At 69.8% G+C, this 22,846-nt stretch carries 26 protein-coding genes; 23 read left to right on the plus strand and 3 right to left on the minus strand.

Going from position 1 to position 22,846, the window contains the following annotated elements; translation table 11 throughout:
- The first annotated feature begins 54 nt into the window (after positions 1 to 54).
- The 17 genes from MQP27_RS16830 to MQP27_RS16910 all read left to right on the plus strand — a co-directional run bounded on the left by MQP27_RS16830 (position 55) and on the right by MQP27_RS16910 (position 13,428).
- Complete coding sequence (locus tag MQP27_RS16830; RefSeq protein ID WP_242766521.1) at positions 55 to 378, plus strand: pilus assembly protein; 324 nt, start codon at positions 55 to 57, stop codon at positions 376 to 378.
- 1 nt (position 379) lies between these two features.
- Positions 380 to 754, plus strand: a complete 375-nt coding sequence (locus MQP27_RS16835) for a TadE/TadG family type IV pilus assembly protein (protein WP_242765994.1) — start codon at positions 380 to 382, stop codon at positions 752 to 754.
- 17 nt (positions 755 to 771) lie between these two features.
- Positions 772 to 2,109, plus strand: coding sequence for a TadA family conjugal transfer-associated ATPase (locus MQP27_RS16840; protein WP_242765995.1), 1,338 nt, complete (start codon positions 772 to 774; stop codon positions 2,107 to 2,109).
- Positions 2,110 to 2,114: 5 nt separating this feature from the next.
- Positions 2,115 to 3,059 carry a type II secretion system F family protein gene (locus MQP27_RS16845; RefSeq protein WP_242765996.1) on the plus strand — a complete coding sequence of 315 codons (945 nt, stop codon included), beginning with the start codon at positions 2,115 to 2,117 and terminating at the stop codon, positions 3,057 to 3,059.
- A gap of 17 nt (positions 3,060 to 3,076) precedes the next feature.
- Positions 3,077 to 3,964, plus strand: coding sequence for a DUF5936 domain-containing protein (locus MQP27_RS16850; RefSeq protein ID WP_242765997.1), 888 nt, complete (start codon positions 3,077 to 3,079; stop codon positions 3,962 to 3,964).
- Between the two features lie 18 nt (positions 3,965 to 3,982).
- A complete protein-coding gene (locus MQP27_RS16855; protein ID WP_242765998.1) occupies positions 3,983 to 5,527 on the plus strand; it encodes a sensor histidine kinase in 1,545 nt (514 codons plus the stop codon).
- A gap of 62 nt (positions 5,528 to 5,589) precedes the next feature.
- A complete protein-coding gene (locus MQP27_RS16860; protein ID WP_242765999.1) occupies positions 5,590 to 6,438 on the plus strand; it encodes a response regulator in 849 nt (282 codons plus the stop codon).
- Positions 6,439 to 6,592: 154 nt separating this feature from the next.
- Positions 6,593 to 6,823 (plus strand): hypothetical protein, encoded by a 231-nt coding sequence (locus MQP27_RS16865; RefSeq protein ID WP_242766522.1) that lies wholly within the window; start codon positions 6,593 to 6,595, stop codon positions 6,821 to 6,823.
- Positions 6,820 to 7,401, plus strand: a complete 582-nt coding sequence (locus MQP27_RS16870; protein ID WP_242766523.1) for a pilus assembly protein TadG-related protein — start codon at positions 6,820 to 6,822, stop codon at positions 7,399 to 7,401. Before MQP27_RS16865 ends, MQP27_RS16870 begins: the two co-directional genes overlap by 4 nt.
- 34 nt (positions 7,402 to 7,435) lie before the next feature.
- Entirely contained in the window at positions 7,436 to 8,017 is a 582-nt protein-coding gene (locus MQP27_RS16875; RefSeq protein ID WP_242766000.1) for a hypothetical protein, read from the plus strand.
- A gap of 8 nt (positions 8,018 to 8,025) precedes the next feature.
- Positions 8,026 to 8,655: an OmpA family protein gene (locus tag MQP27_RS16880; protein WP_242766001.1), complete on the plus strand. Its 630-nt coding sequence runs from the start codon at positions 8,026 to 8,028 to the stop codon at positions 8,653 to 8,655.
- 35 nt (positions 8,656 to 8,690) lie between these two features.
- The gene (locus tag MQP27_RS16885; RefSeq protein ID WP_242766002.1) at positions 8,691 to 9,566 is read left to right on the plus strand and encodes a hypothetical protein; all 876 of its coding nucleotides are present in this window, start codon (positions 8,691 to 8,693) and stop codon (positions 9,564 to 9,566) included.
- Between the two features lie 403 nt (positions 9,567 to 9,969).
- Positions 9,970 to 10,308, plus strand: coding sequence for a hypothetical protein (locus MQP27_RS16890; protein ID WP_242766003.1), 339 nt, complete (start codon positions 9,970 to 9,972; stop codon positions 10,306 to 10,308).
- Positions 10,305 to 11,573 (plus strand): RNase A-like domain-containing protein, encoded by a 1,269-nt coding sequence (locus MQP27_RS51385; protein WP_242766004.1) that lies wholly within the window; start codon positions 10,305 to 10,307, stop codon positions 11,571 to 11,573. Before MQP27_RS16890 ends, MQP27_RS51385 begins: the two co-directional genes overlap by 4 nt.
- 16 nt (positions 11,574 to 11,589) lie before the next feature.
- Complete coding sequence (locus MQP27_RS16900; protein WP_242766005.1) at positions 11,590 to 12,270, plus strand: contact-dependent growth inhibition system immunity protein; 681 nt, start codon at positions 11,590 to 11,592, stop codon at positions 12,268 to 12,270.
- A 448-nt stretch (positions 12,271 to 12,718) separates the two neighbouring features.
- Positions 12,719 to 13,093 carry a type II toxin-antitoxin system RelE/ParE family toxin gene (locus MQP27_RS16905; RefSeq protein WP_242766006.1) on the plus strand — a complete coding sequence of 125 codons (375 nt, stop codon included), beginning with the start codon at positions 12,719 to 12,721 and terminating at the stop codon, positions 13,091 to 13,093.
- Positions 13,090 to 13,428: a helix-turn-helix domain-containing protein gene (locus tag MQP27_RS16910; protein WP_242766007.1), complete on the plus strand. Its 339-nt coding sequence runs from the start codon at positions 13,090 to 13,092 to the stop codon at positions 13,426 to 13,428. Before MQP27_RS16905 ends, MQP27_RS16910 begins: the two co-directional genes overlap by 4 nt.
- Positions 13,429 to 13,796: 368 nt before the next feature.
- On the opposite strand, the gene MQP27_RS16915 is transcribed toward MQP27_RS16910, so the two are convergent.
- Positions 13,797 to 14,783: an alpha/beta fold hydrolase gene (locus MQP27_RS16915; protein ID WP_242766008.1), complete on the minus strand. Its 987-nt coding sequence runs from the start codon at positions 14,781 to 14,783 to the stop codon at positions 13,797 to 13,799.
- 149 nt (positions 14,784 to 14,932) lie between these two features.
- Here MQP27_RS16915 and MQP27_RS16920 point away from each other — a divergent pair, with 149 nt between their 5' ends.
- Positions 14,933 to 15,526 (plus strand): helix-turn-helix domain-containing protein, encoded by a 594-nt coding sequence (locus MQP27_RS16920; RefSeq protein ID WP_242766009.1) that lies wholly within the window; start codon positions 14,933 to 14,935, stop codon positions 15,524 to 15,526.
- A gap of 18 nt (positions 15,527 to 15,544) precedes the next feature.
- On the opposite strand, the gene MQP27_RS16925 is transcribed toward MQP27_RS16920, so the two are convergent.
- Positions 15,545 to 15,922 carry a DUF192 domain-containing protein gene (locus MQP27_RS16925; RefSeq protein WP_242766010.1) on the minus strand — a complete coding sequence of 126 codons (378 nt, stop codon included), beginning with the start codon at positions 15,920 to 15,922 and terminating at the stop codon, positions 15,545 to 15,547.
- Between the two features lie 119 nt (positions 15,923 to 16,041).
- Here MQP27_RS16925 and MQP27_RS16930 point away from each other — a divergent pair, with 119 nt between their 5' ends.
- The 3 genes from MQP27_RS16930 to MQP27_RS16940 all read left to right on the plus strand — a co-directional run bounded on the left by MQP27_RS16930 (position 16,042) and on the right by MQP27_RS16940 (position 18,557).
- Positions 16,042 to 16,611 (plus strand): dihydrofolate reductase family protein, encoded by a 570-nt coding sequence (locus tag MQP27_RS16930; RefSeq protein ID WP_242766011.1) that lies wholly within the window; start codon positions 16,042 to 16,044, stop codon positions 16,609 to 16,611.
- 41 nt (positions 16,612 to 16,652) lie between these two features.
- Positions 16,653 to 17,534: an LLM class flavin-dependent oxidoreductase gene (locus tag MQP27_RS16935; protein WP_242766012.1), complete on the plus strand. Its 882-nt coding sequence runs from the start codon at positions 16,653 to 16,655 to the stop codon at positions 17,532 to 17,534.
- A 249-nt stretch (positions 17,535 to 17,783) separates the two neighbouring features.
- Positions 17,784 to 18,557, plus strand: a complete 774-nt coding sequence (locus MQP27_RS16940; protein WP_242766013.1) for a class I SAM-dependent methyltransferase — start codon at positions 17,784 to 17,786, stop codon at positions 18,555 to 18,557.
- Positions 18,558 to 18,560: 3 nt separating this feature from the next.
- On the opposite strand, the gene MQP27_RS16945 is transcribed toward MQP27_RS16940, so the two are convergent.
- Positions 18,561 to 19,736, minus strand: a complete 1,176-nt coding sequence (locus MQP27_RS16945; RefSeq protein WP_242766014.1) for a winged helix DNA-binding domain-containing protein — start codon at positions 19,734 to 19,736, stop codon at positions 18,561 to 18,563.
- Positions 19,737 to 20,342: 606 nt separating this feature from the next.
- On the opposite strand from MQP27_RS16945, the gene MQP27_RS16950 reads away from it, so the two are divergent.
- The gene (locus MQP27_RS16950) at positions 20,343 to 21,116 is read left to right on the plus strand and encodes an isoprenyl transferase (RefSeq protein ID WP_242766015.1); all 774 of its coding nucleotides are present in this window, start codon (positions 20,343 to 20,345) and stop codon (positions 21,114 to 21,116) included.
- 315 nt (positions 21,117 to 21,431) lie between these two features.
- Positions 21,432 to 22,757: an RNA 5'-3' helicase PhoH2 gene (phoH2, locus tag MQP27_RS16955; RefSeq protein ID WP_242766016.1), complete on the plus strand. Its 1,326-nt coding sequence runs from the start codon at positions 21,432 to 21,434 to the stop codon at positions 22,755 to 22,757.
- Positions 22,758 to 22,846: the final 89 nt, after the last annotated feature.

Genomic DNA, 22,846 nt, shown 5'->3' on the forward strand with positions numbered 1-22,846 from the left:
CCGGGGGCGATACGGCGCCGCGACGCCGGCCAGGTCACCATCGAGTTCCTCGGCATGACCCCGCTGATCATCGTCACGCTGGTGCTGCTGTGGCAGTGCGTGCTGGCGGGATACACGTACACGCTCGCGGGGAATGCTGCCGACGAGGCGGTACGGGCCGGCACGGCGGCCGAGCCGGGGGAGCGCGAGGCCGCCTGCGAACAGGCCGCGCTGAAGGAGCTGTCGGCCGCGTGGAGGGACGATGCCACCGTGACCTGTGGGGGGAGCGGCTATGTCACCGCCGACGTGCACCTCAAGGTGCCCGTCCTCTTCCCCGGCGCCATCGGCTTCCCGTTCACGGTCGACGGCCACGCCGGCGCCGTAGAGGAGGCGAAGTGAGATGTCGTACGACGTCGAAGAGCGCCCCGGAAGGCCGGGCGGCCGTGGGCGCCGGGACCGTGGCCAGGTCGCCATCGAGTATCTCGGGTTCATCCCGGTGCTGCTCCTGGTCGCGCTGGCCGGCGTGCAGTTGGGACTGATCGCCTACGCCGCCCAGCAGGCCGGCACGGCGGCGCGGGCCGGGGCGCGCAGCGCGTCCCTGGAGCGGGACTACACGGCGGACTGCGCCAACGCGGTCAGCCTCGACGCGACCTGCGACCGGGCGGACCTGGGCACCGAGGTGCAGGTCACCTCGCACGTCCACATCCCCGTCCTGTTCCCCGGACTCGGCGACTACCAGGCCAGCAAGACCGCGGTCATGCCGCTCGACCACTGAGCACAGCGAGGAGCACCATGAGCCTGCGGGCACGCATCAACTCCCCGGAGGAGAACGGCCACCGGGGCGAGGACGGCCACCTGGTCGCCTCCTACCGGGCCAAGCTCCTGGAGGAGATCGACCTCGCGGAGATGTCCTCGCTGGCCGCGGCCGAGCGCCGGGCGCGTCTGGAGCGCGTCCTCGGCCACATCATCAGCCGCGAGGGCCCGGTCCTGTCGACCGTCGAACGCTCCCAGCTCATACGCCGGGTGGTCGACGAGGCGCTCGGCCTCGGCATCCTCGAACCCCTCCTCGAAGACGCGTCGATCACCGAGATCATGGTCAACGGCCCCGACGCGATCTTCGTCGAGCGCGGCGGCCGCGTCGAACAGCTGCCCCTCCGCTTCGCCTCCCACGACCAGTTGATGCAGACCATCGAACGCATCGTCTCCACGGTCAACCGCCGCGTGGACGAGTCGAATCCGATGGTCGACGCCCGCCTCCCGTCCGGCGAGCGCGTCAACGTCATCATCCCGCCGCTGTCCCTGACCGGCGCGACCCTCACCATCCGCCGCTTCCCGCGCTCCTTCACGCTGCGGGAGATGATCGGCCTCGGCTCGCTCGACGAGCCGATCCTGTACCTGCTCGCGGGGCTCGTGCAGGCCCGCTTCAACGTGATCGTGTCCGGCGCGACCGGCACCGGGAAGACGACACTCCTCAACGCCCTCTCCGGCCTCATCCCGGACGGCGAGCGGATCATCACCATCGAGGACTCCGCCGAACTCCAGCTCCAGCAGTCCCACGTCGTCCGCCTGGAGGCCCGCCCGCCGAACGTCGAGGGCCAGGGCCGCATCACCATCCGCGACCTGGTCCGCAACTCGCTGCGGATGCGCCCCGACCGCATCGTCGTCGGTGAGGTCCGCGGCGGCGAGTCCCTCGACATGCTCCAGGCCATGTCCACCGGCCACGACGGCTCCCTCGCCACCGTGCACGCCAACAGCGCCGAGGACGCCCTGATGCGCCTGCAGACCCTCGCCTCGATGTCCGACGTCGAGGTCCCCTTCGTGGCCCTGCACGACCAGATCAACAGCGCCGTCGACGTCATCATCCAGCTCACCCGGTTCGCCGACGGCATGCGCCGCGTCACCGAGATCGCCCTCCTCGACAGCCACGGCGGAGAGCCCTACCGCCTCGCGACCGTCGCCCGCTTCAACGCCCAGCCGATGACCCCCGACGGCCGCATCCACGGCGCCTTCCAGCACTTCCCGCTCACCCGCCGCACCGCCGACCGCCTCTTCATGGCCAACCAGCCCGTCCCACAGGCCTTCGGCGTCGCCCAGACCACCCACCAGCTCGCCCTCCGAGAAGCCAGGTAGTCCCCATGGAGCTGCACACCCTCGTCCAACTCACCACCGGCATAACGCTGCTGACCTGCGTCCTCGCCGTCGCCGGCCTGCACGCCTACGCCGCGGGCCGGGCCGAGCGGGCGGCACTCATCGAGCGGCTCTCGCAGACCGGCCAGATCACCTCAGGCGGCCGCACCCGCCGCTTCCGCAAGCTGGACCGGCGGCTGCGCCGCACCAAGGCCGGCAAGAAGCTGGAGCTGAAGCTCGCGGCGACCGGACTCGACGTCACCCCGGGCGAGTTCTTCGTCTACATGCTCGCCGCCGTCGCCGCCCTCTGGCTCGTCGGCCAGGCCTCCCTCGCCCCCTTCTTCGGCCCGATCGCCGGACTGCTGGGCGTCTGGGCGGCGCTTCAGTTCCTCAACTGGCAGCGCCAGAAGCGCATCGAGAAGTTCATCAACCAACTCCCCGAACTCGCGCGCATCCTGGCCAACGCCACCCAGGCCGGACTCGCCCTGCGCACCGCGATCGGCATGGCGGCCGAGGAGATGGAGGCGCCGGCCGGCGAGGAACTGGAAAAGGTCGCCAACCAACTCTCGATCGGCCAGTCCATGGACGACGCGCTGGGCGACCTCGCCGACCGGCTGCCCTCGCGCGAACTGGTCGTCCTGGTCACCACGCTGGTCCTCTCCAACCGGGCCGGCGGCCAGGTCGTCGGCGCGCTGCGCAACCTCACCGAGACGCTGGAGGAGCGCAAGGAGACCCGGCGCGAGATCCGCACCCAGCTGGCCCAGGTCAACATGACGGCGTACGCCGTGCCGGTCATGGGCGTGGGCGCCCTGTTCCTGATGGACGGCGTCAAGGAAGGAGCCCTGGACCGGATGACCGGCTCCCCGATCGGCCAGGCCTGCGTGCTCATCGCCTTCGGGCTCTACGCGGTCGGCTTCTTCCTCATCCGCCGCATGTCCCGCATCGACGTCTGAGGAAGGTGATATGTGACATGGCACTGCTCCTCGCCCTCGCCATGGGCCTCAGCGTCTGGGGCATCTTCGCCGGCATCCGCATGTACCGCGCGGACGCCAAACTCCCCGGTGACCTGGTCCTCGCCCTGGAGGTCGGCGCCACCCGCACCGGCGCCGTCGACTCCCTCATCGACCGCATGGGCATGCGCTACGCCCCCGCCGTGCTGCGCATCATGGGCCCCGGGCTGGTCGCCAAGTACCGCCGCAAGATCGACCTCGCGGGCAACCCCGGCGGCCTCACGATCGACCGCTACGCGGCCCGCCGAGCGGTCTACGGCTTCCTCGGCGCGGTCGGCTTCCTGGTCTTCCTGATGCGCGGCCAGTACCTGGTCGCCCTGCTCCTCCTCGCGTTCGGCGCGTTCTGGACGGAGGTCGGCATCTGGGCGGCGATCCGCATCCGCAAGGACGTGATCGAGCGCACGCTCCCCGACTTCCTCGACGTACTCGCCGTCGTCGTCAGCGCGGGCCTCGGCTTCCGCCAGGCCCTGGACCGCGTCGCCACCCGCTACGAGGGCCCCTGGGCCGACGAACTCCGCATCACCCTGCGCCAGATGGACCTCGGCATGAGCCGCCGACAGGCCTTCGCGGAGCTGCGCCGCCGCAACGACTCCGAACAGGTGGCCATGTTCGTCACCGCGCTCCAGCAGGGCGAGGAACTCGGCGCCCCCATCGTCGACACCCTCGTCTCCCTGGCCAAGGACATGCGCCGCACGGACGCCCAGAACGCCCGCCGCAAGGCCGCGCGCGCCGTACCCCGGGCCACCCTCATGATCACCACGTTCATGGTCCCGGCCACCCTGCTGCTGCTCGGCGCGGGACTGCTGCTCGGCTCGGGCACCGACTTCGGCACGATCACGGGCAAGTAGCCAGGGGAGGGCGACGACATGGCGACGACGAGGGAAGTCAGCGGCCTGCTGTGGCGCCGCCCGAAGGCCCCCGAGATCACCACCCCACCGACGGGCACGGTCCTGCCGGACCACGCCCGCACGGGCGCCCCCGACGTCCCGGTGACCTCGGTGACCCCGGCGCTGCCGCCGGGCTGGGTACCGGCGGACGCGCCGCAGCCGCTGCCGGGGGTACCGAGGCAGGGAACGCGGGCGCAGCGGCCGCCGGAGCCGGCGGCGCCCGCCCCGGAGACACCCCCGGACGAACAACTCCCCGTACCCAAACAGCCCAAGAGACGGCGGTCCCCCAAACCCCCCGCCATCCCCCTCCAGATCAACGCCCTCCAGGCCATGTGCCGCCAGGTCTTCGCCTTCCGCCTGGCGATGATCGCGCTCGCGGCCCCCGCCGCCCTCCTCAACGCCGCCCCCGGCGTACCCACCCGCCTGGTCGGCGCCGCCGTGGTCGTCACGTTCATGGGCTCGTACGTCCTCTACCGGGACTGGGAACGCTTCGGCCCCCTCCTCCTGCGCCACCCCACCCTCCTGGCGGCGGACACGCTCTTCGGCTCGTTGCTCCTCATCTCGGCGGGCCCCGACACCACCCTCGCCTACGTCAGCGTCTGCACCCCCCTCCTCGCCGGCATCGTCTACAGCTGGCGCGGCGCGGCCTGCTTCGCGTCCCTCCAGTCCCTGATCCTCCTCCTGGTCTACGCGACCAGGCACGACCTGCACGGAAACCTCGCCGAGTCGCTCCTCCTCCCCGGCCTCTGCGTGATCGCGGGCGCCGTCGGCTCATCCCTGCGCGGCCTCATGCTGCGCTTCGGCACCGCGACCCAGGCTCTCACCCAGGTACAGGCCCGGCTGGCGGTCACCGAGGCGGTCAGTGCCGAACGCGCCCGCCTGGCCCGCGAGATGCACGACTCGGTGGCCAAGACCCTGCACGGAGTGGCCCTGGCCGCGGACGGCCTCGCGACCTCGGCCGCCGCCGACGACATCGACGCACCCCTGATCAAACAACAAGCCGAACTGGTGTCCCGATCGGCCCGCCGGGCCGCCGCCGAGTCCCGCGAACTCCTCACCGACCTGCGCCGCGAACACGACCCCGACCACGGCACGGACGTACTGGCCGAACTGGCCGCTCGTACAGGGGACTTCAGCGCCCGAACCGGACTGCCCGCCACCTACCACGCCCCCGCCGGGCAGGCCGTACCGCAGCTCCCCCCGGCCGTGGCCCGCCAACTCCTCACCATCGCCGCCGAAGCCCTGGAGAACGCCCACCGCCACGCGGAAGCGACCCACGTCGAGGTGACCGCGGCGGTCCGGAACAGCCTCCTGACGATCACCGTCCATGACGACGGCCACGGCCTGCCCCCCGGCACGACCCTCGAACAACTGCGCCGCGCGGGCCACTTCGGCCTGGTCGGCATGGTCGAGCGCGCGGCCTCGGTGGGCGCCCGCATCCGCATCGGCCGCGGCACCCACCCCCGCGGCACGGAGGTCCACCTGGAACTGCCGCTGGCGGCTCTGCGGACGGACCCGGCATGAGTACGACGACGTCACCGCACACGACACCCAACTCCCCCCACGCCGACGAGAGGAGGCCGCCGATGCCGGACCCGACCGGTCCCCGTCCCGGCTCCCCGCAGCCACCCCCACCGAGCCCCTTCGAGGACTTCCCGCCGCCCGCCCCGACGACCCCCCTCCGCGTGGTGGTGGCCGACGACAACCCGGTGGTCCGCGCAGGCCTCACGGCCCTGCTCTCCGGCCGAGCGGACATAACGGTGGTGGCGCAGGCGACCGACGGCCGAGAGGCCTACGAGGCAACGAACCAACACCACCCCGACGTCGTCCTACTGGACGTCCGCATGCCGGGCGTCGACGGCATCTCCGCCCTGCCCTACCTGGTGCCGCTCGCGCCGGTCGTGATGCTCACGTACAGCGGGGAGTCGGAGATCGTCCAGGAGGCGTTGCGCCGTGGAGCCGGCGGCTACCTGGTCCACGGCGAGTTCACGGCGGACCAACTGGTAGCGGCGGTACGGGACATCAGGGAGGGCCGGGCACACTTCACGCCGACGGCGGCGGGCGCCCTGCTGACCCAGCTGCGGGAGACGCCCGCGGGCACGGGAACGGCGTTGCCCGAGGGCCTGGGAAGTGCAACTGCACACAAGAATGACCCCTCAACTCCCCGCTCAAAAGGCATTTTCGCGAAAGGGCTTTCGCGATTGCAATCAGATGTGGGACAGTCGTGGAGACTCAGTACGAGGGAGGCGGAGATCATGGACCTCATCGCGTCCGGCATGAACAACCAGCAGATCGCCGCCACCTGCTTCATCAGCGAGAAGACGGTCAAGAACCACATCAACCGCATCTTCGCCAAGCTCCACAGCAAGAGCCGCTCCGAGGCGACGGCCAAATGGCTCGGCACCGCGCCGCGCCCGGACCGAGGGCTGGGGTGAGCCGCGGTGAGGGGGCGGGAGCAGGGGCGGCAGCGGGGCCGGGAGCGGGGCAGGGCCTCGAATTGGGCCCGGATTTGGGCCCAGGGGCCCTCGGGGAGCCGGGGTGTGGCACCGTACGGTGCCACGGTCGGAAGCGAACCCGGAGGGAAGCGCCATGAGCGACCTGATGCTGAAGAAGGCCGTCGCGGCCAAGGTGCGCGTGAACGGCTGGAAGAACACGACGACCGAGGCGATGCGCAGGCGCGCGGGCGACAAGGGGCAGACGGCGGTCGAGTACCTGGGGATCATCGCGGTGGTTGTGGCGATCGTGCTGGCCATCACCGGCACGGACATCGGACAGACGATCCTCGACAAGATCAAGGCGAAGATCGCCGAGATCACCTGAGGCCGTCGCGCAGGTTCAGTGACGCAGGGCAGGCCTTCCCCATCTACATCACGGTGGTGGCGGGCCTGCTCTTCCTTGCGTTCGCCTACTTCGCGGTCGGCCAGGCCGCGGTCAACCGGAACGGTGCCCAGACGGCCGCCGACGCGGCAGCGCTGGCAGCGGCCCAGAAGACCCGGGACCAACTCGCGGGTGACTGGGTCGACGACGTACTCGACCCGACCAAGTGGCAGGACATCTTCGATGGAATCGGAGCGGTCGACGGCTGCGACCGCGCCGGTCAGCTCGCCACGCAGAACGACGCGACGCTGGATTCCTGCAATCCGGGCAATCTGCGCTACGACGTCGAGGTCACGACCAACAAGACCGTCGGTGACTCGATCGTCCCCGGCACGGAGAACGCCAAGTCGGATGCGTCTGCCACCGCCGTGATCGAACCGCTCTGTACGTTCGACCTTGCCGGTGCGGGCACCAGGCTCCCCGAACTCACCTGCAAGGACAAGAACTGGGACCTGAATCCGGATGACCTCACCGATCTCCCGGAACCGCAGGACCTCTTCGACGTCCATCTGGCCGACTGACAAGCGAACGACGAGTGGAGAAGGAAACAGAGAGATGAGCATTCGGTTCACTGCGAAGGCCCGCAGGGGGATGGTCGTGCTGACCGTTGCGGCTGGTCTGGCCCTCGGGGTGACCGGCTGCGGCTCGGGCGGTGGCGACGACAAGAAGCCTGAAACGTCGGCCTCCGCGACCAAGGACGGCGGATCCAACCCGAGTACGCAGGAGGGGCAGTCGGACGAACCGCTCGCCGAACTCAAGGGCCCCCAGAGCCTCCTTCTCCAGATCACCTCCGCCAAGCGCGACTCCGGCGGTTTCGTCACTGTGAACGGGACCATAAAGAACGACGGTGCCGGCACCGCCGTCATCCCCTCCAACCTGAGCGGCAACGAGACGGAGATCATCAAGAACGGAAGCTCGCTCGGCGGCGCCACACTCGTGGACTCCAAGGGGAAGAAGCGCTACTACGTTCTGCGCGACACGGACGGCCGCCCCCTCACCACAACCGGGCTGCCCGCCCTGAAGTCCGGTGAGTCCATCCCGGTGTTCATGCAGTTCCCCTCGCCGCCGACGAGCACCACGGAGGTCGACTTCCAGCTGCCGGGCTTCGCCACCGCCACCATCCAGATCTCCGGGTGAGGCCCACCGTGACCACTCCACGCCTCTCCCTGGCCATCCCAGCCGCCGCGCTCCTGATCGCCACGAACCTGGTCGGCGCCACGACAGCCAATGCCGACGAAACCCCCACCCCCCTCCCCCCAGACACCGAGGCCTCCGCCTCAGCCCCGGTCAAGGTCGACCCGAACGACCCCGACCTCAAGCTCCCGGAGGGCGCCACGCTCGCCGACCCCAAGGTGCTGGACATCAAGTCGGTCGTCGAGGACCAGTCCGGTGACGAACGCCGAGAGGACACCAACACGAGCGTCACCTTCGCACTCCAGGCGGAGGTCCTCTTCAGCAAGGACAGCGCAAAGCTGAGCGCCGAGGCCAAGGCCCGTATCGCCACGATCGCCGAGGAGATCAAGAAACAGAACGCGACCCAGGTCCGAGTCTTCGGCTTCACAGACAACCTCGGCTCCTCGGCCCACGGCGACGTCCTCTCCAAGCAACGCGCCGACGCCGTACAGGGCGTACTGGACCAGGACCTGAACGACCCCAACATCACCTTCGAGGTCCGCGGCTACGGCGAGCAGTACCCCATCGCCGACAACTCCACGGAGGCGGGGCGCAAGAAGAACCGCCGGGTGGAGGTCACCTTCCCACGGACAGAGAGCTGACCAAAGGCCCTGGCTGGCTACGACGGGACCTGTCCATGACATACAACTTCCTCACCGTGCAGCCGCTGGGCCTCGGTACCGTCACGGCGGCACTCGCCCAGTGCCTGTCTGTTCATGCACACGAGGTAGACGTCGCCGACGAGACCACCGACCAGGACCTGCGCAATTGGCATGCCTTGGTGCTGTGCGAGACAGCGAGGGTTCGGGGCGACGTTGCCACGTCGTTGGACATCTACGTCCAGGATTCCGTACGACCACAGCCCGCCGAGCGCGAGTTGGCGTCCGCCTTCGCCCGGGCGGCGCGCACCGTGGTCCTCTTTCCCACCGAGGAGGTGCGGCCGAGTGCCTACTGGCTCGCCGCCGAAGACGGGCTCGTCACACGAACTCGCCTGTACGAATCCGACGACGAGGAACCGCGCTACACGATCGACAGGGTCGAGGCTCCCGTCAGCGGGCTTCCGCACGTCACCGTTGCCCGCATCCCCGAAGTCGTCCGGGAGCTGAAGGTCGCAACTCCACTCGCTGACGCCTTCGCCGCGCACATGCACCGCCTGCACCCGGAAGAGGCAAGCACCCCGGGTACCGCGATCTGGAGGGCAAGGAGCTACCTGGGCGCCTGGGAGAAACTCGTCCGGCAACTCGAAGGCTCTTGGGCACCCTCCGACTGGTATCCGCTGGACCTCTACCGCGAACGCCTGGAAGCCCGCGACCAACTGGAGCGTGGGCGCGCCCAACTGCCGTATCACCACACTGTCTTGCTCCAGAACGCACTCAAGCCCCTGGACTCCCTGTTCGCCGAGCTGACCATCGAGGACGCCGGCTCGCTTCGCAAGGACCTGGCAGGGCCCGAGGACACCGACTCGCCACACGGATGGTGGTGGAACCGCCGTCCGGACCCTCTGCCCTGGTGAAAGCACGGAGGCGGAGGGGCGCAGACGATGAGACGCCGTGTAATTGCAGTTCATCGGCTGCTTGCGCGCGCACGGGCCACGTCCGGCGTAGTTGTGCATGACGATCACTGAGACCGAAGTTGACCACGAGCTCAGGCTCCGGTCTCTTGGTCCAGCCAGCGCTTCACGTCATGCTTCCGCAGAACCATCGCTCGTTGAACTCCTGTGCTGCATCTGGACGGATGAAGCTGGAACCTCCGGCGGTCCTCTTCTGCGCCCGCGGCCGGGCTCGCAACCCGTGAGGCAACTCACCATGCTCGTATGGATCTTTGCCGTGGCTTTGCGTGACTCGCAGTCGTGAACCAACAATCGGCGGCTAAGGTCGAATGCCCGTGCGGTCGACGGAGGGGGAGGACGCCAAGTCATGGGCGGCAAGGACGAGATACTCGACATCAAGGTCGACGACATCAAGACGGCGGCGCCCACCTTCCACCGCGAAAGCGTTGCCCTCGCACACGCCCTGACCCGGCTGCAGCAGAACCTGGCCGCGGCGGACGCCCCGTGGGGCGACGACGAGCAGGGCCGGAAGTTCCACACCGCCTACGCCCCGCACGTCACGCGGATCGAACACTCCGCGCAGATCCTCGTCGAGGGTCTCGCCAGCATCCACGCGGGCTTGGTCGACATGGCCGACAAGCACATCGACAACGAAGCCCTCGTTAAGGGCATGTTCGGCCACGACACCACCGGTGACGGCACGTGAGCGTCGCGGACAAGGCCCGGAAGGTCGTCCAGGACCTGACCGGAATGTGGTGGCCGGACGCCGACGAGGGCGAGCTGCGGGCCGCCGCGCGGGCCTGGCGGGCCTTCGCCGACGACGTCGACGACATCACCCCCGTCGCGAACCGGGCCGCCCGCGAGCTGATCGAGGACAACAAGGGCGAGTCGATCGACGCCTTCGACACCTTCTGGCGCCGTTACTACGACCACGGCCGCGGCTGGCTGAAGGATCTGGCCGACGCGGCCCGGGACATGGCCAAGGCGCTGGACGCGTACGCGGACGCGGTGCACGGCGCGAAGAAGCACCTCGAACACGAACTGGAGATCGTCGGCGCGACCCTCGTGGCGGGCACCGCACTTGCCGTCTTCACCGCCGGCCTGTCCGAAGGCGCCGCGGCGGCCGCAGCGGCCGGTGTCACCGAGCTGGCCGCCTCCCTGGGCGTGGCGGTCACCGAGGAGGTCGCCGCCATCGCCGGCACCACCCTGGCCACCGCCGCCTTCGGCGGCATCGAGTCCATCACCGTCGACCTCGCGGTCGCCCAGCCCACCGCCATGGCCCTGGGCGAGCAGACCGGCGGCATCAACCTCGACGAGGCCCGCCAGGCCGGCGTCTACGGCGCCCTGCTGGGCGGCGCCCTCGGCGGAGGCGGATCCGCGATCCGCGCCGCGGGCAGCGTGGGCGGCTGGACCGAACTGCTCGGCGGCGTCCGCATGCCGGGACTCGGCCCCGAACTGGCCATACCCGGCGGCGTGGGCACTTCCCTCGATGATCTCGGCCTGCTCATCAAGGGCGATGGCGAGCCCAGTGCCTGGCCGCGCAGCAAACGCAAGGGGGCGGTCAAACCGAAGTACCGGTCAGACCTGGCGGGAGACGAGGGACAGAAGGGCGCCCACACGATCGAACGCCATGTCGAGAAGACGGACCGCGAGCTACGGGCCAGGATGCGCGCGGACAAGAGCATCGACGGGAGTTCGAGCTTCATCAGCGAGGAGTCGGCTCAAGACCTCACGGACCGAGCGCTGCTGGCTCGGCAACAAGACGTGAAACGCTGGATCGAGAAAACCACGAGCAGGCAGTTGGTGATCAAGGTTGACTTTGGCAGCGAAGTCACAGGCCGCAGTATGACCAGGGAGGACTTCGTCAGAGGCGCCGACCCTCATAACGTGCACCAGGTGCTGCTGGTTCTCCGCCGTGACGTCGACAGGCCGAGCGGTTTCCGCATCCATACTTCGTACCCTGTCGCCTGAGAACGAGAGTCAGTTCATGGACCTGCCCGACGACTACCTGCTGCGAGAAGCGCGTTTTCCCGAGCTGCGGGATCTGCTCGATTCCTACGCCTCCGCCGGCTGGACGTTCACGGACACTCCAGAAGAGGCAGGGCCGGCCCTCCAGGCGTACGCGCGCTATGCAGTGAACGTTCCTGGGCTCCTGGATGCGGTCATCAGGGAGATCGACGATCTTCTACGGGTTGGGCTGTTCAGCGACGAGATCTCGGATGACGTGGACGTCCTGCCGCGTATCAGCCCCCCGGCCGGACGCACCGTGGAAGAGTGCCTGGCGGTGGCCCGCAACCACCTCGACCGGGTCAGGAACGGCGGCTCCTATGAGCGCGCAGACCTTCCACAGACCGACTGGGAGTGGGGCAAACACTTCTACGAGCTGGGACAACTGCTCGGGGGCTACTTCCACCAGTACTTCAGCCAGGAGTACGGATCGCACAAAGCAGCTCTCGATGACTACCTCTCCGGTAGTTCCAGAGAAGAACAGACGCACGCGTCCGAGGAGATTGATCGTCTCCTCTCCATGGTCGCCTCCGACAGCGAACTCAGCCGCGTGACGAAAGTCCTCGGCCTTTGGGTCTATCCCCCGCAAGGCCTCTCGCTGCGGCACTGGCTGACCGATGTCCGGGCCACCATCATGCGACACCTCCGCAGCGGATCGTGACCGGCCGGCAACTCATTGCCGCGCCCCTGTACCTGTAAGTGTTCTTTGTGCGGGCCCGCGCCCGTCAGTCGTCGGACTCGGCACCTTCGGACGCATTGGCAGGCTGATCCTCGCTCTCACGCTCGATGACAAACGACCCCTTGCCGACGACCGTCCGTACGTAGCCCAGCTCTGCCAGCAGGACCAACGTCTTGCGGGCGGTCCCTCGCGCGAGCCCGAACGCGATGCTTCCCGACGGAGCACTGGTCGCAACCGTCGACCCGGACTCCTATACGGGGCTCGGAGCCGGCGTCATGGACCTGAATCGCTGACGGGTGGCGGTCAACCGATCGATTCGTTGGTCGATGCCCCGGGATCGGCTGTCGATATGGCCATGACTGACGCACGTATGGGTGATGGTGTTCAGGAAACCGGGCCCGTGCTTCACCAAGCTGCTTGTGTTCGCCGCGTGAGCGAGCCGTATGTGATCGAACTTGAGCCGGAAGCGAGGGCTTGGCTGGAGAGGCTGCCTCCGCAGCGGTATCGCCAGGTGGAGGAGAAGACGGAGCTGCTGGCCCAGTCGCCGACGACCCTGGGTGAGCCCCACGCCCGCCATTTGGGAGAAGGCGTGCGCGAACTACGGTTCATCCTGGACGGCAACGCCATACGGGTGACCTACTGGCTGGCGCCCGAACGGCGGATCGTCCTCCTTACAGTCTTCCGGAAGACCAGAATGCGAGAGGCTGCGGAGGTCAAGCGCGCCAAGCTGGCCAAGGAGCTGTGCGAGGCTGAGCATGGACCTGCGCACGACGAGTTCACCCGTGAATTCCGGGAGGAGCTATGAACCACACCCGCTGGAAGCTGTCCCGCGAGCGGAGAGCCTCCGAAGGCTACGTGGAGCCTCCGGAGGTGGCGGCGGAGCGTGAGCAGATTCGGCTGGCGCACGACCTCGGGCAACTCGTGTTCGACCGGCGTACGGCCTTGGGCCTGACCGAGGCGGCCCTGGGCGAGCGTCTGGGGATGACCGAGGACGATGTCGAAGCCGTCGAACTGGGCGGCCTGCTTCCCCTCACTGCGGATCTGCTGGTCCGGCTGTCGACGGCACTTGACGTCACGGTCGACCTGAGGGTGGTCTCCGGAGGGCACAACACGGTGGTGTTCGACGACCATGCCGCCTGACTCGGCCGGGGCCGCGCCAGTGTCTGTCCTGCGCCTCCTGGAAGCCGAGGTGGCTCCTACCGTGCCGGTTTCGTCGGCCGTACGGCGATGACCTTGAGGTGGCGGTCGAGGTAGGGGACGTCGATAGGGATGGCATACGCGCGGCGGCCGGGTTATGAGGACGTGCACGGCACCTGCGGCCAACTGCGGGACGTGCCGCTGCCGTACAGCACCGGCCTGTTGTTGGGCGCCGGTGCGGCTGCCACGGCGCGAGCGCGGAGGATGCGCGGTGAATGCCCGAACCGTCAGGCCGCTGGACGACGGAGCACTGGCCGCAACCGTCGCGTCGCATCCGTACACGGGGCTCGGAATCGGCGTCATAGACGTCATCAGCTCCGCGCCCCGGCGAGCCAGTCGGTCAGCACGCTGTTGACCTCGTGGGGGCGTTCCTGCTGGATCCAGTGGCCGCAGCCCTCCAGGAGGTGGGAGGCCGACAGGCCGGGAAGGGTGGTGGGGTAGGCGTCGATGGCGTCGGACATCCAGGTGGTGGAGGCGTCCAGGGCGCCGCCGATGAACAGGGACGGCTGCTTGATCGGGGCGCCGCGGTACGGGGCGAGGTCCTCCCAGTCGCGGTCCATGTTGCGGTACCGGTTGAGGGCGCCCGTCAGACCGGTGCGCTCGAACTCCCCGGCGTAGACGTCGAGGTCGTCCTCGCTCAGCCAGGCCGGGAGCGGGCCGACCGGGAAACGGTCACGCAGCCGGCCGCCGCGGGTGACGAAGTGCGGGTCGGGCTCGTCCTCGGCGGGCATGGTGTCGGCGGACAGGGCCGCGTAGAAGCCCGCGAGCCAGCTCCGGACGTCGGGCTCGATCTCCGCCTCGGCGCGGCCGGGCTCCTGGAAGTAGGAGACGTAGAACTCCTGCTCGGGGCCGCCGATCCGGCCGAAGACGTCGGTGGGGCGGGGGCCGCCGGGCGGTGCGTAGGGGACGCTCAGCAAGCCGACGGCGCGAAAGACTCCGGGGTGGAGCAGCGCGGAGGCGGCGGCGATGTTGGCGCCCCAGTCGTGGCCGACGATCACCGCGTCCTCCTCGCCGAGGGCGTGCACGAGGGCGACGTTGTCCTCCACCAGGTGCAGCATCCGGTAGGCATCGGTCTCCGCGGGCTTGGAGGAGCGGCCGTAGCCGCGCACGTCGATCGCCACCGCCCGGTAGCCGGCCGCGGCGAGGGCCGGGAGCTGGTGGCGCCACGAGTACCAGGACTCGGGGAAGCCGTGCACGAGCAGGACCAGCGGGCCGGTGCCCTGCTCGACCAGGTGGAGGCGCCCGGCCGGAGCCCGGACGGCGCGGTGGCGGAGTGCGGAGGTCGGCTCGGATCGCATGCGGCTTCTCCTCGGGTCGCGGGCGGCCGGCGGGAACCCGTCGATCATGCGGCGCCGCGGCCACTCGACGCGACCAGCGTTGCCATCCTGGCAAGCTTGCAGGACAGCGCGGTGAAGCGGCACTAGCACGAGAGGAAGGAACGGGCACAGTGACAGATGACGACGTGACCCGGACGCTGGCAGCGATGGGGCCGCGGCTGCGGGCCGTGCGCGAGCGCCGCGGCGTCACCCTCGCCGATGTCAGCCGCGCCACCGCCATCTCGTCCAGCACGCTGTCGCGGATCGAGACCGGCCGGCGCAAGCCCACCCTGGAGGTGGTCCTGCGGCTGGCGAAGGAATACACGGTCACCCTGGACGAGCTGGCCGGCACCGCACCCGCACCCACCCCCGCCCCCGAGCCCCGCAGCACGACGCCGTACCGCTTCGGCGACGACAAGGCGGTGCTGCCGCTGACCCCTTACGTCGGTGGCCTGCACGCCCACAAGCACATCCTGCCCGCCGCCACAGAGCCGCCCGGCCGGCCCCGACAGGTGGCCCACGACGGCTACGAGTGGCTGTGCGTCCTGTACGGGCGGCTGTGGCTCGCACTCGGCAACCAGGACCTCGTCCTGACGGCCGGGGAAGTCGTCGAGTTCGACACTCGTACCCCCCACGGACTCGCAAACGCCGGATCCGCCGGACCGGTCGAGTACCTGATCATGTTCGGACCCCAGGGAGAACGTCTACGCCCGCGCACCCACTGATCAAGGCGTCCCCGCGACCTAGACCCGCACCCCCACCTCCACCTCCGCCCCCACCCCCAACCCCCACCCCTCCATCGCCCCCGCCTCCGCCTCCAGCACATGCCGGGCCCGAAGCCGAGGCAGCCCGAGCCGCCCCGGCTTCATCGTCCGGACGGCGATGACCCTGAGGTGGCGGTCCAGGTAGGCGACGTCGATGGGGATGCGCATACGGAAGGTGTGCACGCTGTTGGCGGGGGAGAGCAGCAGCGCCCCGACAACCGCATCACGCCCCAGCAGCCCCTTCGTACGGGCCCGGTAGGAAGCGGCGATCTCCAGCGGCACCGAAACAGAACCCGAATCCTCCCGGCCCGGCCGGACGACCAGCGTCCCCCGCCCGTCCCGCCATCTCCGCCCCATCCCGTCCCCGCCTCCCGCATCCGCCACACCGGCCCGCCGGCCACCTCAACAGAACGTATCCGCACGCGTACCGTGAACGCCGTCGACCACAAGGACAGCCGCCCGAAACGAGGCCGCCGATGCCGAAGATCGTCCTGATGATGTCCGTGTCCCTGGACGGCTACATCGAGGCCCCCGGCCACGACCTCGGCTGGCACCGGGTCGACGAGGAACTCCACCAGCACATGAACGACACCGTCCGTCGCCTCGGCGGCCTGCTCAGCGGCCGCCGCGTCTACGAGACCATGGCCGCCTACTGGCCCACCGCCGACGCCGACCCCGACGCCTCGCCCGTCACCGTCGAATTCGCCGGGATCTGGCGGGAGATCCCCAAGGTCGTCTACTCCCGCACCCTGGAGAAGGCCGACTGGAACACGACAGTGGTACGGGAGGTCGTACCCGAGGAGGTCCGGGCGCTCAAGGAGGCGGCGACCGGCGACCTGGGGCTCGGCGGGTCGGAGGTGGCCGGCGAGTTCCTCCGCCTCGGCCTCGTCGACGAGTTCCGGACCTACGTCCACCCCGCACTCGTCGGCCACGGCACCCGCCTCTTCCCCGAGGCCGACATCGCGGCCCCCCTCGACCTCGTCGAGAGCCACACCTTCTCCAACGGCGTCGTACTCCTGCGCCACGCCCACGCCGCAGCCACGTAAATACGTTGTACGGCCGCGACGGCCCGGGTAGACAGAAGGCCATGACTGGACTCGGCGCCGTGTTCCGACCCCAACTCCCTCCCGAGCGCCTCCGCGAGGTCGCCTGGCTCGCCGACGAGAGCGGCCTCGAGGAACTCTGGCTCTGGGAGGACTGCTTCCGGGAGGGCGGCATCTCGACCGCCGCGGCAGCCCTGGCCTGGACCGAACGGGTACGCATCGGCGTGGGCCTGCTCCCCGTCCCCCTGCGCAACGTCGCCATCACCGCGATGGAGACGGCCGCGCTGCACCGCATGTTCCCGGGCCGCCCGGTGATCGCCGTCGGACACGGCGTACAGAGCTGGATGGGCCAGGTGGGCGCCCGCGTCGAATCCCCCCTCACCCTCCTCCGGGAACACCTGCAAGCCCTCCGGGCCCTGCTGCGCGGCGAGCACCTCACGATCACCGACGGCCGTTACGTCCGTCTCGACGGCGTAGCCCTCGACTGGCCCCCCTCCAGCCGGCACCCCGTCCCCGTCCTGGCCGGCGCCACGGGCCCACGCTCCCTGCGCCTCTCCGGCGAGGCCGCCGACGGCACCCTCCTCACGGCCGCCACCACGGCCGACGGGGTGCGCAAGGCCCGGCAACTCATCGACGAGGGACGGAAGTCGGCGGGCCGGACCGACCCGCACGAGATCATCGTCTACCTCCTCACCGCCACCGGCCCCGACGCCCCCACCCGCCTGCGCGCCGAACTGGCCGACGAGGGCCTCGCGGACGTCCCCGACCTGGGCGTAGCCGGAGACGCGGCCACCGTGGCCAAGGCCGTCCAGCGACTGGTCGAGGCGGGCGCGGACCGAGTGATCCTCCAGCCGACGGGCGACGAACCCGACCCCGAGGCCTTCGTACGCTTCGCGGCACAGGAGGTCCGCCCCCTGGTGCCGTAACGGATGGAGAACCACCGGCCGCCAACAGCCGCAAGCGCAGAACCCACCGGCCGCCAGCAGCCGCAAGCGGAGGACCCACCGGCCGGCAGCCGCCCACGCACGGGAGCGGGTTGGGGCGGTACGGCGCAACCCGCCGCGTACATGGCATTCGCGCCGGCCCACCCCCAAAGACGCACCAACCCCGTGGGCGGCGGGTTCGCCGTACCGCCCCAACCCCGACCCACGACGCACCCCCTGCGAGGCCCACCGATGCGCACCTTCGAATCCCTGGTCGCCGAAGGCGCCGCCGTCCCCACCGAAGGCTGGGACTTCTCCTGGTTCGAGGGCCGCGCCACGGAGGAGCGCCCGTCCTGGGGTTACGCCGTCTCCCTAGCCGACCGCCTGGCGCAAGCCACCGCCGCACTGGACGTACAGACCGGCGGCGGCGAGGTCCTCGACTTCGCCCTCGCCCGCGCCCCCAAGACCCCCACCCTCACCGCGGCCACCGAGGGCTGGCCCCCGAACGTCACCAAGGCAACCACCCTCCTCCGCCCCCGCGGCACCGTGGTCGTCGCCGCCCCCGAAGACGCCCCGCTCCCCTTCGCGGACGCCACCTTCGACCTGGTCAGCAGCCGCCACCCGGTCACCCCGCACTGGCCGGAACTCGCCCGCGTCCTACAACCCGGCGGCACGTACTTCGCCCAGCACGTCGGACCCGCCAGCGCCGTCGAGATCGTCGAGTACTTCCTCGGACCCCAGCCGGGGGCCGCCCGCAACGCCCGCCACCCCGACCACGAACGGGCGGGCGCCGAGGCCGCCGGCCTGGAGATCGTCGACCTGCGCGCCGAACGCCTCCGCATCGAGTTCCACGACATCGCGGCGGTCGTCCACTTCCTCCGCAAGGTCATCTGGATGGTCCCGGGCTTCACCCCCGAGGCGTACGAGCCCCAACTCCGCGCCCTGCACGAACAGATCCAACGGACGGGCCCCTTCGTCGCACACAGCACCCGCCACCTGATCGAGGCCCGCAAGCCCCACCAGTGACCCTCAGGCGTGCGGCCCCGCGGTCACCGTCCCCACCACCAACTCCGCCTCAGCCTCCAGCACTTCCCCGACCCGCCCCACCTGCGCCGCCAACTCCCGCTCCTCCCGCGCCCCGAGCCGCCGCCCCAGCACCTCCACCGTCACCGTCGTACGACGTCCCCGCCGGCGCTGGTGCCAGACACCCGCCACCACCCCGTCGACCAGCAGCACCGGATAGTTCCCGGCCTGCCCCCGGGCCAGCGCCCGCCGGTACGCGTCCCCAGGGAACAGCAGTTCCCGAGGCTGCGCGGCGATGCCGTACGCGTCGAAGTAGGGCAGCAGCCGCACCCCGCTCGCACCCTCCTTCGGGAACTCCGTGTCCCCCGAGGCGACCCACCAACCCGCCTCACCCTCGAACACGACCTCCTCGATCAGGCCCTCCCCGGCCAGCCGCCCGAACAGCTCCGTCGCCCAACCCCCGCCCGCTGCCAGCCACTTCGCGAAACCGCGTGGCGTGGCCGGCCCGTAAGCGCGCAGATACCGCCGCACAAGCTCCCGCACGGCCTCCTCCGCCGGCATCGGCGTGAACCGCGGTGGCCGCGTGTATGTCACCTTCCGCCCCCGATCCGGCCCGAAGCACAGCGCCCCGGACTGCCCCGCCCGGTGCATCACCTGCCGCCACCGCGGCCACATCCCCTGAAATGCGGGCATGACCAGGTCCCCGGCCCAGGAGCCGACCCGGGCGACGACTTCCTCGCTCAACTCGTCGACCGTCAGGCACACACCGTCGAGCGCCTCGCCGATCGCCGTCACGATCTCCCGCGCCTGCTCCTCGCTCACCCGGACCCCCGCCGCGAACGGGCTCGCCCCCGACGGCACGGCGGGCAACACGGCGCACCACAGCGGAAGTTCGGCGGCCGGCAGCAGATGTACGGTCCCGCGCGGTCCGTGCGTCTTCACCAGTCCATGCGTCTTCACCAGAGTGCGCCGGCCCCAGAGCGCGTCCCGCACCCCGGCCCGTGTCACCCCGACCGCCCGCACGCCCACCGACAACTCGGCCGCGGACAGCACCTGCGCATGCGCGCCGAGCATCGCGCCGACGATTTCGGCGACCCCGGTGTCCTTCGCGGCGGGATTGGCCAGGAACTGCCGTTCCATCCGCCGCGCACTGGCCTCGCTCCACGTGATTCCCACAGTCATGGACCGACCGTAGAACCCAATGAGGACAGATCATGTCCTCGATGGTTCAGGCGCGCCGCAACCCCGCACGCGCAACGGTTTCCACATTGTTATCCACAGAATTCGCCTCCAGCCCCTTGCGTCACGTAAGTTCAGACCAAGGTAATTCGCGTAAGCAAAGCTGCGCGGCGGCACCGCGCAGTGGAGGGGGCTGCGCGGTGCCGTTTTTACGCGTCCGTGGCCCACGGCGACGTCAAGCGGACGTTCGCCACTCCCGTCACCCGCCCGGGGGACCCGCGGACAACTCACCAATCAAGGCCTCAGAACCGTCATACCCTCCGGATCGCCCCGCATCCCGCCCGTTTCCCCTGGGAATCCGCTGTGATCCGGCCAAGGATCCGCCATGAAATGCCCCGCGGACGGCCACCGGCGCGTCGCCGTTCGGTTCCGGAGAGTAGTTGTGGCACGCCGATGCACGCAGCATCACTTACGAAGGGTTATGGTGGAAACCCCCCCCTCGGGCCGGTCCGTCTCCCCCCCACGGACCGGCCCGTTTTCTGTGCCCGGGACGACCCCGGTACGCTCCCCGCACGGGGACCGCAGACAGACGGAGGGGCGGACATTCAAGTGAACCTGCGCGACAAGCTGCGCGGCCTGCTGGTCAGGCTGTACGCACGCCGGGTGGAAGGCCACCTGGACCACGCTCAGGTGCCCAAGCACATCGGCGTCATCATGGACGGCAACCGACGCTGGGCGAAGGCCGCGGGTTCGACCACCGTGCACGGCCACCGCGCCGGCGCCGAGAAGATCGAGGAGTTCCTCGGCTGGTGCACCGAGACGGACGTCGAGGTCGTCACCCTGTGGCTGCTGTCGACGGACAACTTCGACCGCCCGCAGGAGGAGCTCGGCCCCCTGCTCGGCATCATCGAGGACGTCGTGCGCACCCTCGCCGCGGACGGCCGCTGGCGCGTGCACCACGTCGGCACCCCCGACCTCCTGCCCTCGCAGATGCAGACCGCCCTGAAGGAGGCCGAGGAGTCCACCGCGGCCGTCGACGGGATACTGGTCAACGTCGCCATCGGCTACGGCGGCCGCCAGGAGATCGCCGACGCCGTGCGCTCGATGATCCTGGACGCCCAGGACAAGGGCACCTCGATGGAGGACCTCGCCGACTCCGTCAGCGTCGACCTCATCGGCCGCCACCTCTACACCGGCGCCCAGCCCGACCCGGACCTGGTCATCCGCACCAGCGGCGAGCAGCGGCTGTCCGGATTCATGCTGTGGCAGACGGCCCACTCGGAGTACTACTTCTGCGAGGTCTTCTGGCCGGCCTTCCGCAAGGTCGACTTCCTGCGCGCCCTGCGCGACTACGCGGCGCGACACCGGCGTTACGGCGGCTGAGTACAGAGGCCCCCGTCTACCCCGTTTGGGGCGTATGTAACAAGGAGTTCACCAGGGCGCCGTCATATGCGTCGGCATGGCACCGCATGTTCGAGGGCATAAGCCAGACAGGTCGATGCCCGAACCACGGGTGTCGGATCTCAGCGGACGGCACGGGGCCGTCCGCCCGGGAGGCCCTTTGCACCAGCCCGATCGTGCGGTCACAGCACGGACGAAAAGGCGGAGGGCCGGTTCCCGGCCCGTGCAAACGGGCCGTCGACCGGCCCAGCTCCACTCCGTCGCTCCCCGACCTCATCCGAGGGGGTACGTCCTTCCGTGGTGACCAGCACAAAGCGCCACAAGCCAGACCGGCGCACCTATGTTCTCGACACCAGCGTCCTGCTGGCCGACCCGAACGCCCTGAGCCGCTTCGACGAGCACGAGGTCGTGCTCCCCATCGTCGTGGTCACGGAGCTGGAGGCCAAACGGCACCATCCCGAGCTCGGCTACTTCGCCCGGCAGGCCCTGCGTCTGCTCGACGAGTTCCGGGTCAGGCACGGTCGCCTCGACGCCCCCATCCCGATCGGCGAACTCGGCGGCACCGTCCGTGTCGAGCTCAACCACTCGGACCCCAGCGTTCTGCCGACCGGCTACCGCCTGGGGGACAACGACTCCCGCATCCTCGCGGTCGCCCGCAATCTGCAGGCCGAGGGGTTCGACGTCACCGTCGTGTCGAAGGACCTCCCGCTCCGGATCAAGGCCTCCTCCGTCGGTCTCCTCGCCGAGGAGTACCGCGCCGAACTCGCCATCACGGACTCCTCCGGCTGGACCGGGATGTCCGAACTCACCCTGGGCGCCGAACAGGTGGACATCCTCTTCGAGGAAGGGCACCTGTACGTCCCCGAGGCGAGCGAGCTGCCGGTGCACACCGGTCTGACGATCCACTCCGAGCGCGGCAAGGCGCTCGGCCGGGTCACGGCCGAGGGCAACATCCGGCTGGTGCGCGGCGACCGTGAGGCCTTCGGCATCAAGGGCCGCAGCGCCGAGCAGCGGATCGCGCTCGATCTGCTCCTCGACCCGGACGTCGGGATCGTGTCGATGGGCGGCCGGGCCGGCACCGGCAAGTCGGCGCTCGCGCTGTGCGCGGGTCTGGAGGCGGTCCTGGAGCGCCGCCAGCACCAGAAGGTGATGGTCTTCCGTCCGCTCTACGCGGTGGGCGGGCAGGAGCTCGGCTATCTGCCCGGCTCCGAGGCCGAGAAGATGAGCCCCTGGGCGCAGGCGGTCTTCGACACGCTGTCCGCGGTCACCAGCCGCGAGGTCATCGAAGAGGTCACCGCGCGCGGGATGCTCGAAGTCCTTCCGCTCACCCACATCCGCGGACGCTCGCTGCACGACGCGTTCGTGATCGTGGACGAGGCGCAGTCGCTGGAACGGAACGTACTGCTGACCGTTCTGTCCCGGATCGGCGCGAATTCGCGGGTCGTTCTGACCCATGACGTGGCCCAGCGGGACAATCTGCGCGTCGGTCGCTACGACGGTGTGGTCGCCGTCGTGGAGAAGCTGAAGGGGCATCCGCTCTTCGCGCACGTCACGCTGACGAGGTCCGAGCGCTCGCAGATCGCGGCCCTGGTGACCGAAATGCTCGAGGACGGTCAGATCTGACCAAAACTGCCCGATTCGGCAGGAGTTGGCGCCGTCCCGCAAAGGCCTAGAGCCTAGTGGGGCGGCGCTTTCGCGTGGTGCGGTTTGCC

The sequence above is a fragment of the Streptomyces cylindrosporus genome (genome assembly GCF_022698165.1).
Classification (GTDB): domain Bacteria; phylum Actinomycetota; class Actinomycetes; order Streptomycetales; family Streptomycetaceae; genus Streptomyces; species Streptomyces cylindrosporus.

Excerpts from the sequence above, each read along its gene's own strand:
- MQP27_RS16930 (WP_242766011.1), top strand. The coding sequence starts at position 16,042 with ATGCCGAAGATCGTCCTGATGATGTCCGTGTCCCTGGACGGCTACATC.
- MQP27_RS16875 (WP_242766000.1), top strand. The coding sequence starts at position 7,436 with ATGAGCATTCGGTTCACTGCGAAGGCCCGCAGGGGGATGGTCGTGCTG.
- MQP27_RS16900 (WP_242766005.1), top strand. The coding sequence starts at position 11,590 with ATGGACCTGCCCGACGACTACCTGCTGCGAGAAGCGCGTTTTCCCGAG.
- MQP27_RS16885 (WP_242766002.1), top strand. The coding sequence starts at position 8,691 with ATGACATACAACTTCCTCACCGTGCAGCCGCTGGGCCTCGGTACCGTC.
- MQP27_RS16910 (WP_242766007.1), top strand. The coding sequence starts at position 13,090 with ATGAACCACACCCGCTGGAAGCTGTCCCGCGAGCGGAGAGCCTCCGAA.
- MQP27_RS16850 (WP_242765997.1), top strand. The coding sequence starts at position 3,077 with ATGGCACTGCTCCTCGCCCTCGCCATGGGCCTCAGCGTCTGGGGCATC.
- MQP27_RS16855 (WP_242765998.1), top strand. The coding sequence starts at position 3,983 with ATGGCGACGACGAGGGAAGTCAGCGGCCTGCTGTGGCGCCGCCCGAAG.
- MQP27_RS16940 (WP_242766013.1), top strand. The coding sequence starts at position 17,784 with ATGCGCACCTTCGAATCCCTGGTCGCCGAAGGCGCCGCCGTCCCCACC.
- MQP27_RS16840 (WP_242765995.1), top strand. The coding sequence starts at position 772 with ATGAGCCTGCGGGCACGCATCAACTCCCCGGAGGAGAACGGCCACCGG.
- MQP27_RS16925 (WP_242766010.1), bottom strand. The coding sequence starts at position 15,922 with ATGGGGCGGAGATGGCGGGACGGGCGGGGGACGCTGGTCGTCCGGCCG.
- MQP27_RS16865 (WP_242766522.1), top strand. The coding sequence starts at position 6,593 with ATGAGCGACCTGATGCTGAAGAAGGCCGTCGCGGCCAAGGTGCGCGTG.
- MQP27_RS16945 (WP_242766014.1), bottom strand. The coding sequence starts at position 19,736 with ATGACTGTGGGAATCACGTGGAGCGAGGCCAGTGCGCGGCGGATGGAA.
- MQP27_RS16830 (WP_242766521.1), top strand. The coding sequence starts at position 55 with ATGACCCCGCTGATCATCGTCACGCTGGTGCTGCTGTGGCAGTGCGTG.
- MQP27_RS16890 (WP_242766003.1), top strand. The coding sequence starts at position 9,970 with ATGGGCGGCAAGGACGAGATACTCGACATCAAGGTCGACGACATCAAG.
- MQP27_RS16860 (WP_242765999.1), top strand. The coding sequence starts at position 5,590 with ATGCCGGACCCGACCGGTCCCCGTCCCGGCTCCCCGCAGCCACCCCCA.
- MQP27_RS16915 (WP_242766008.1), bottom strand. The coding sequence starts at position 14,783 with ATGCGATCCGAGCCGACCTCCGCACTCCGCCACCGCGCCGTCCGGGCT.
- MQP27_RS16845 (WP_242765996.1), top strand. The coding sequence starts at position 2,115 with ATGGAGCTGCACACCCTCGTCCAACTCACCACCGGCATAACGCTGCTG.
- MQP27_RS16835 (WP_242765994.1), top strand. The coding sequence starts at position 380 with ATGTCGTACGACGTCGAAGAGCGCCCCGGAAGGCCGGGCGGCCGTGGG.
- MQP27_RS16935 (WP_242766012.1), top strand. The coding sequence starts at position 16,653 with ATGACTGGACTCGGCGCCGTGTTCCGACCCCAACTCCCTCCCGAGCGC.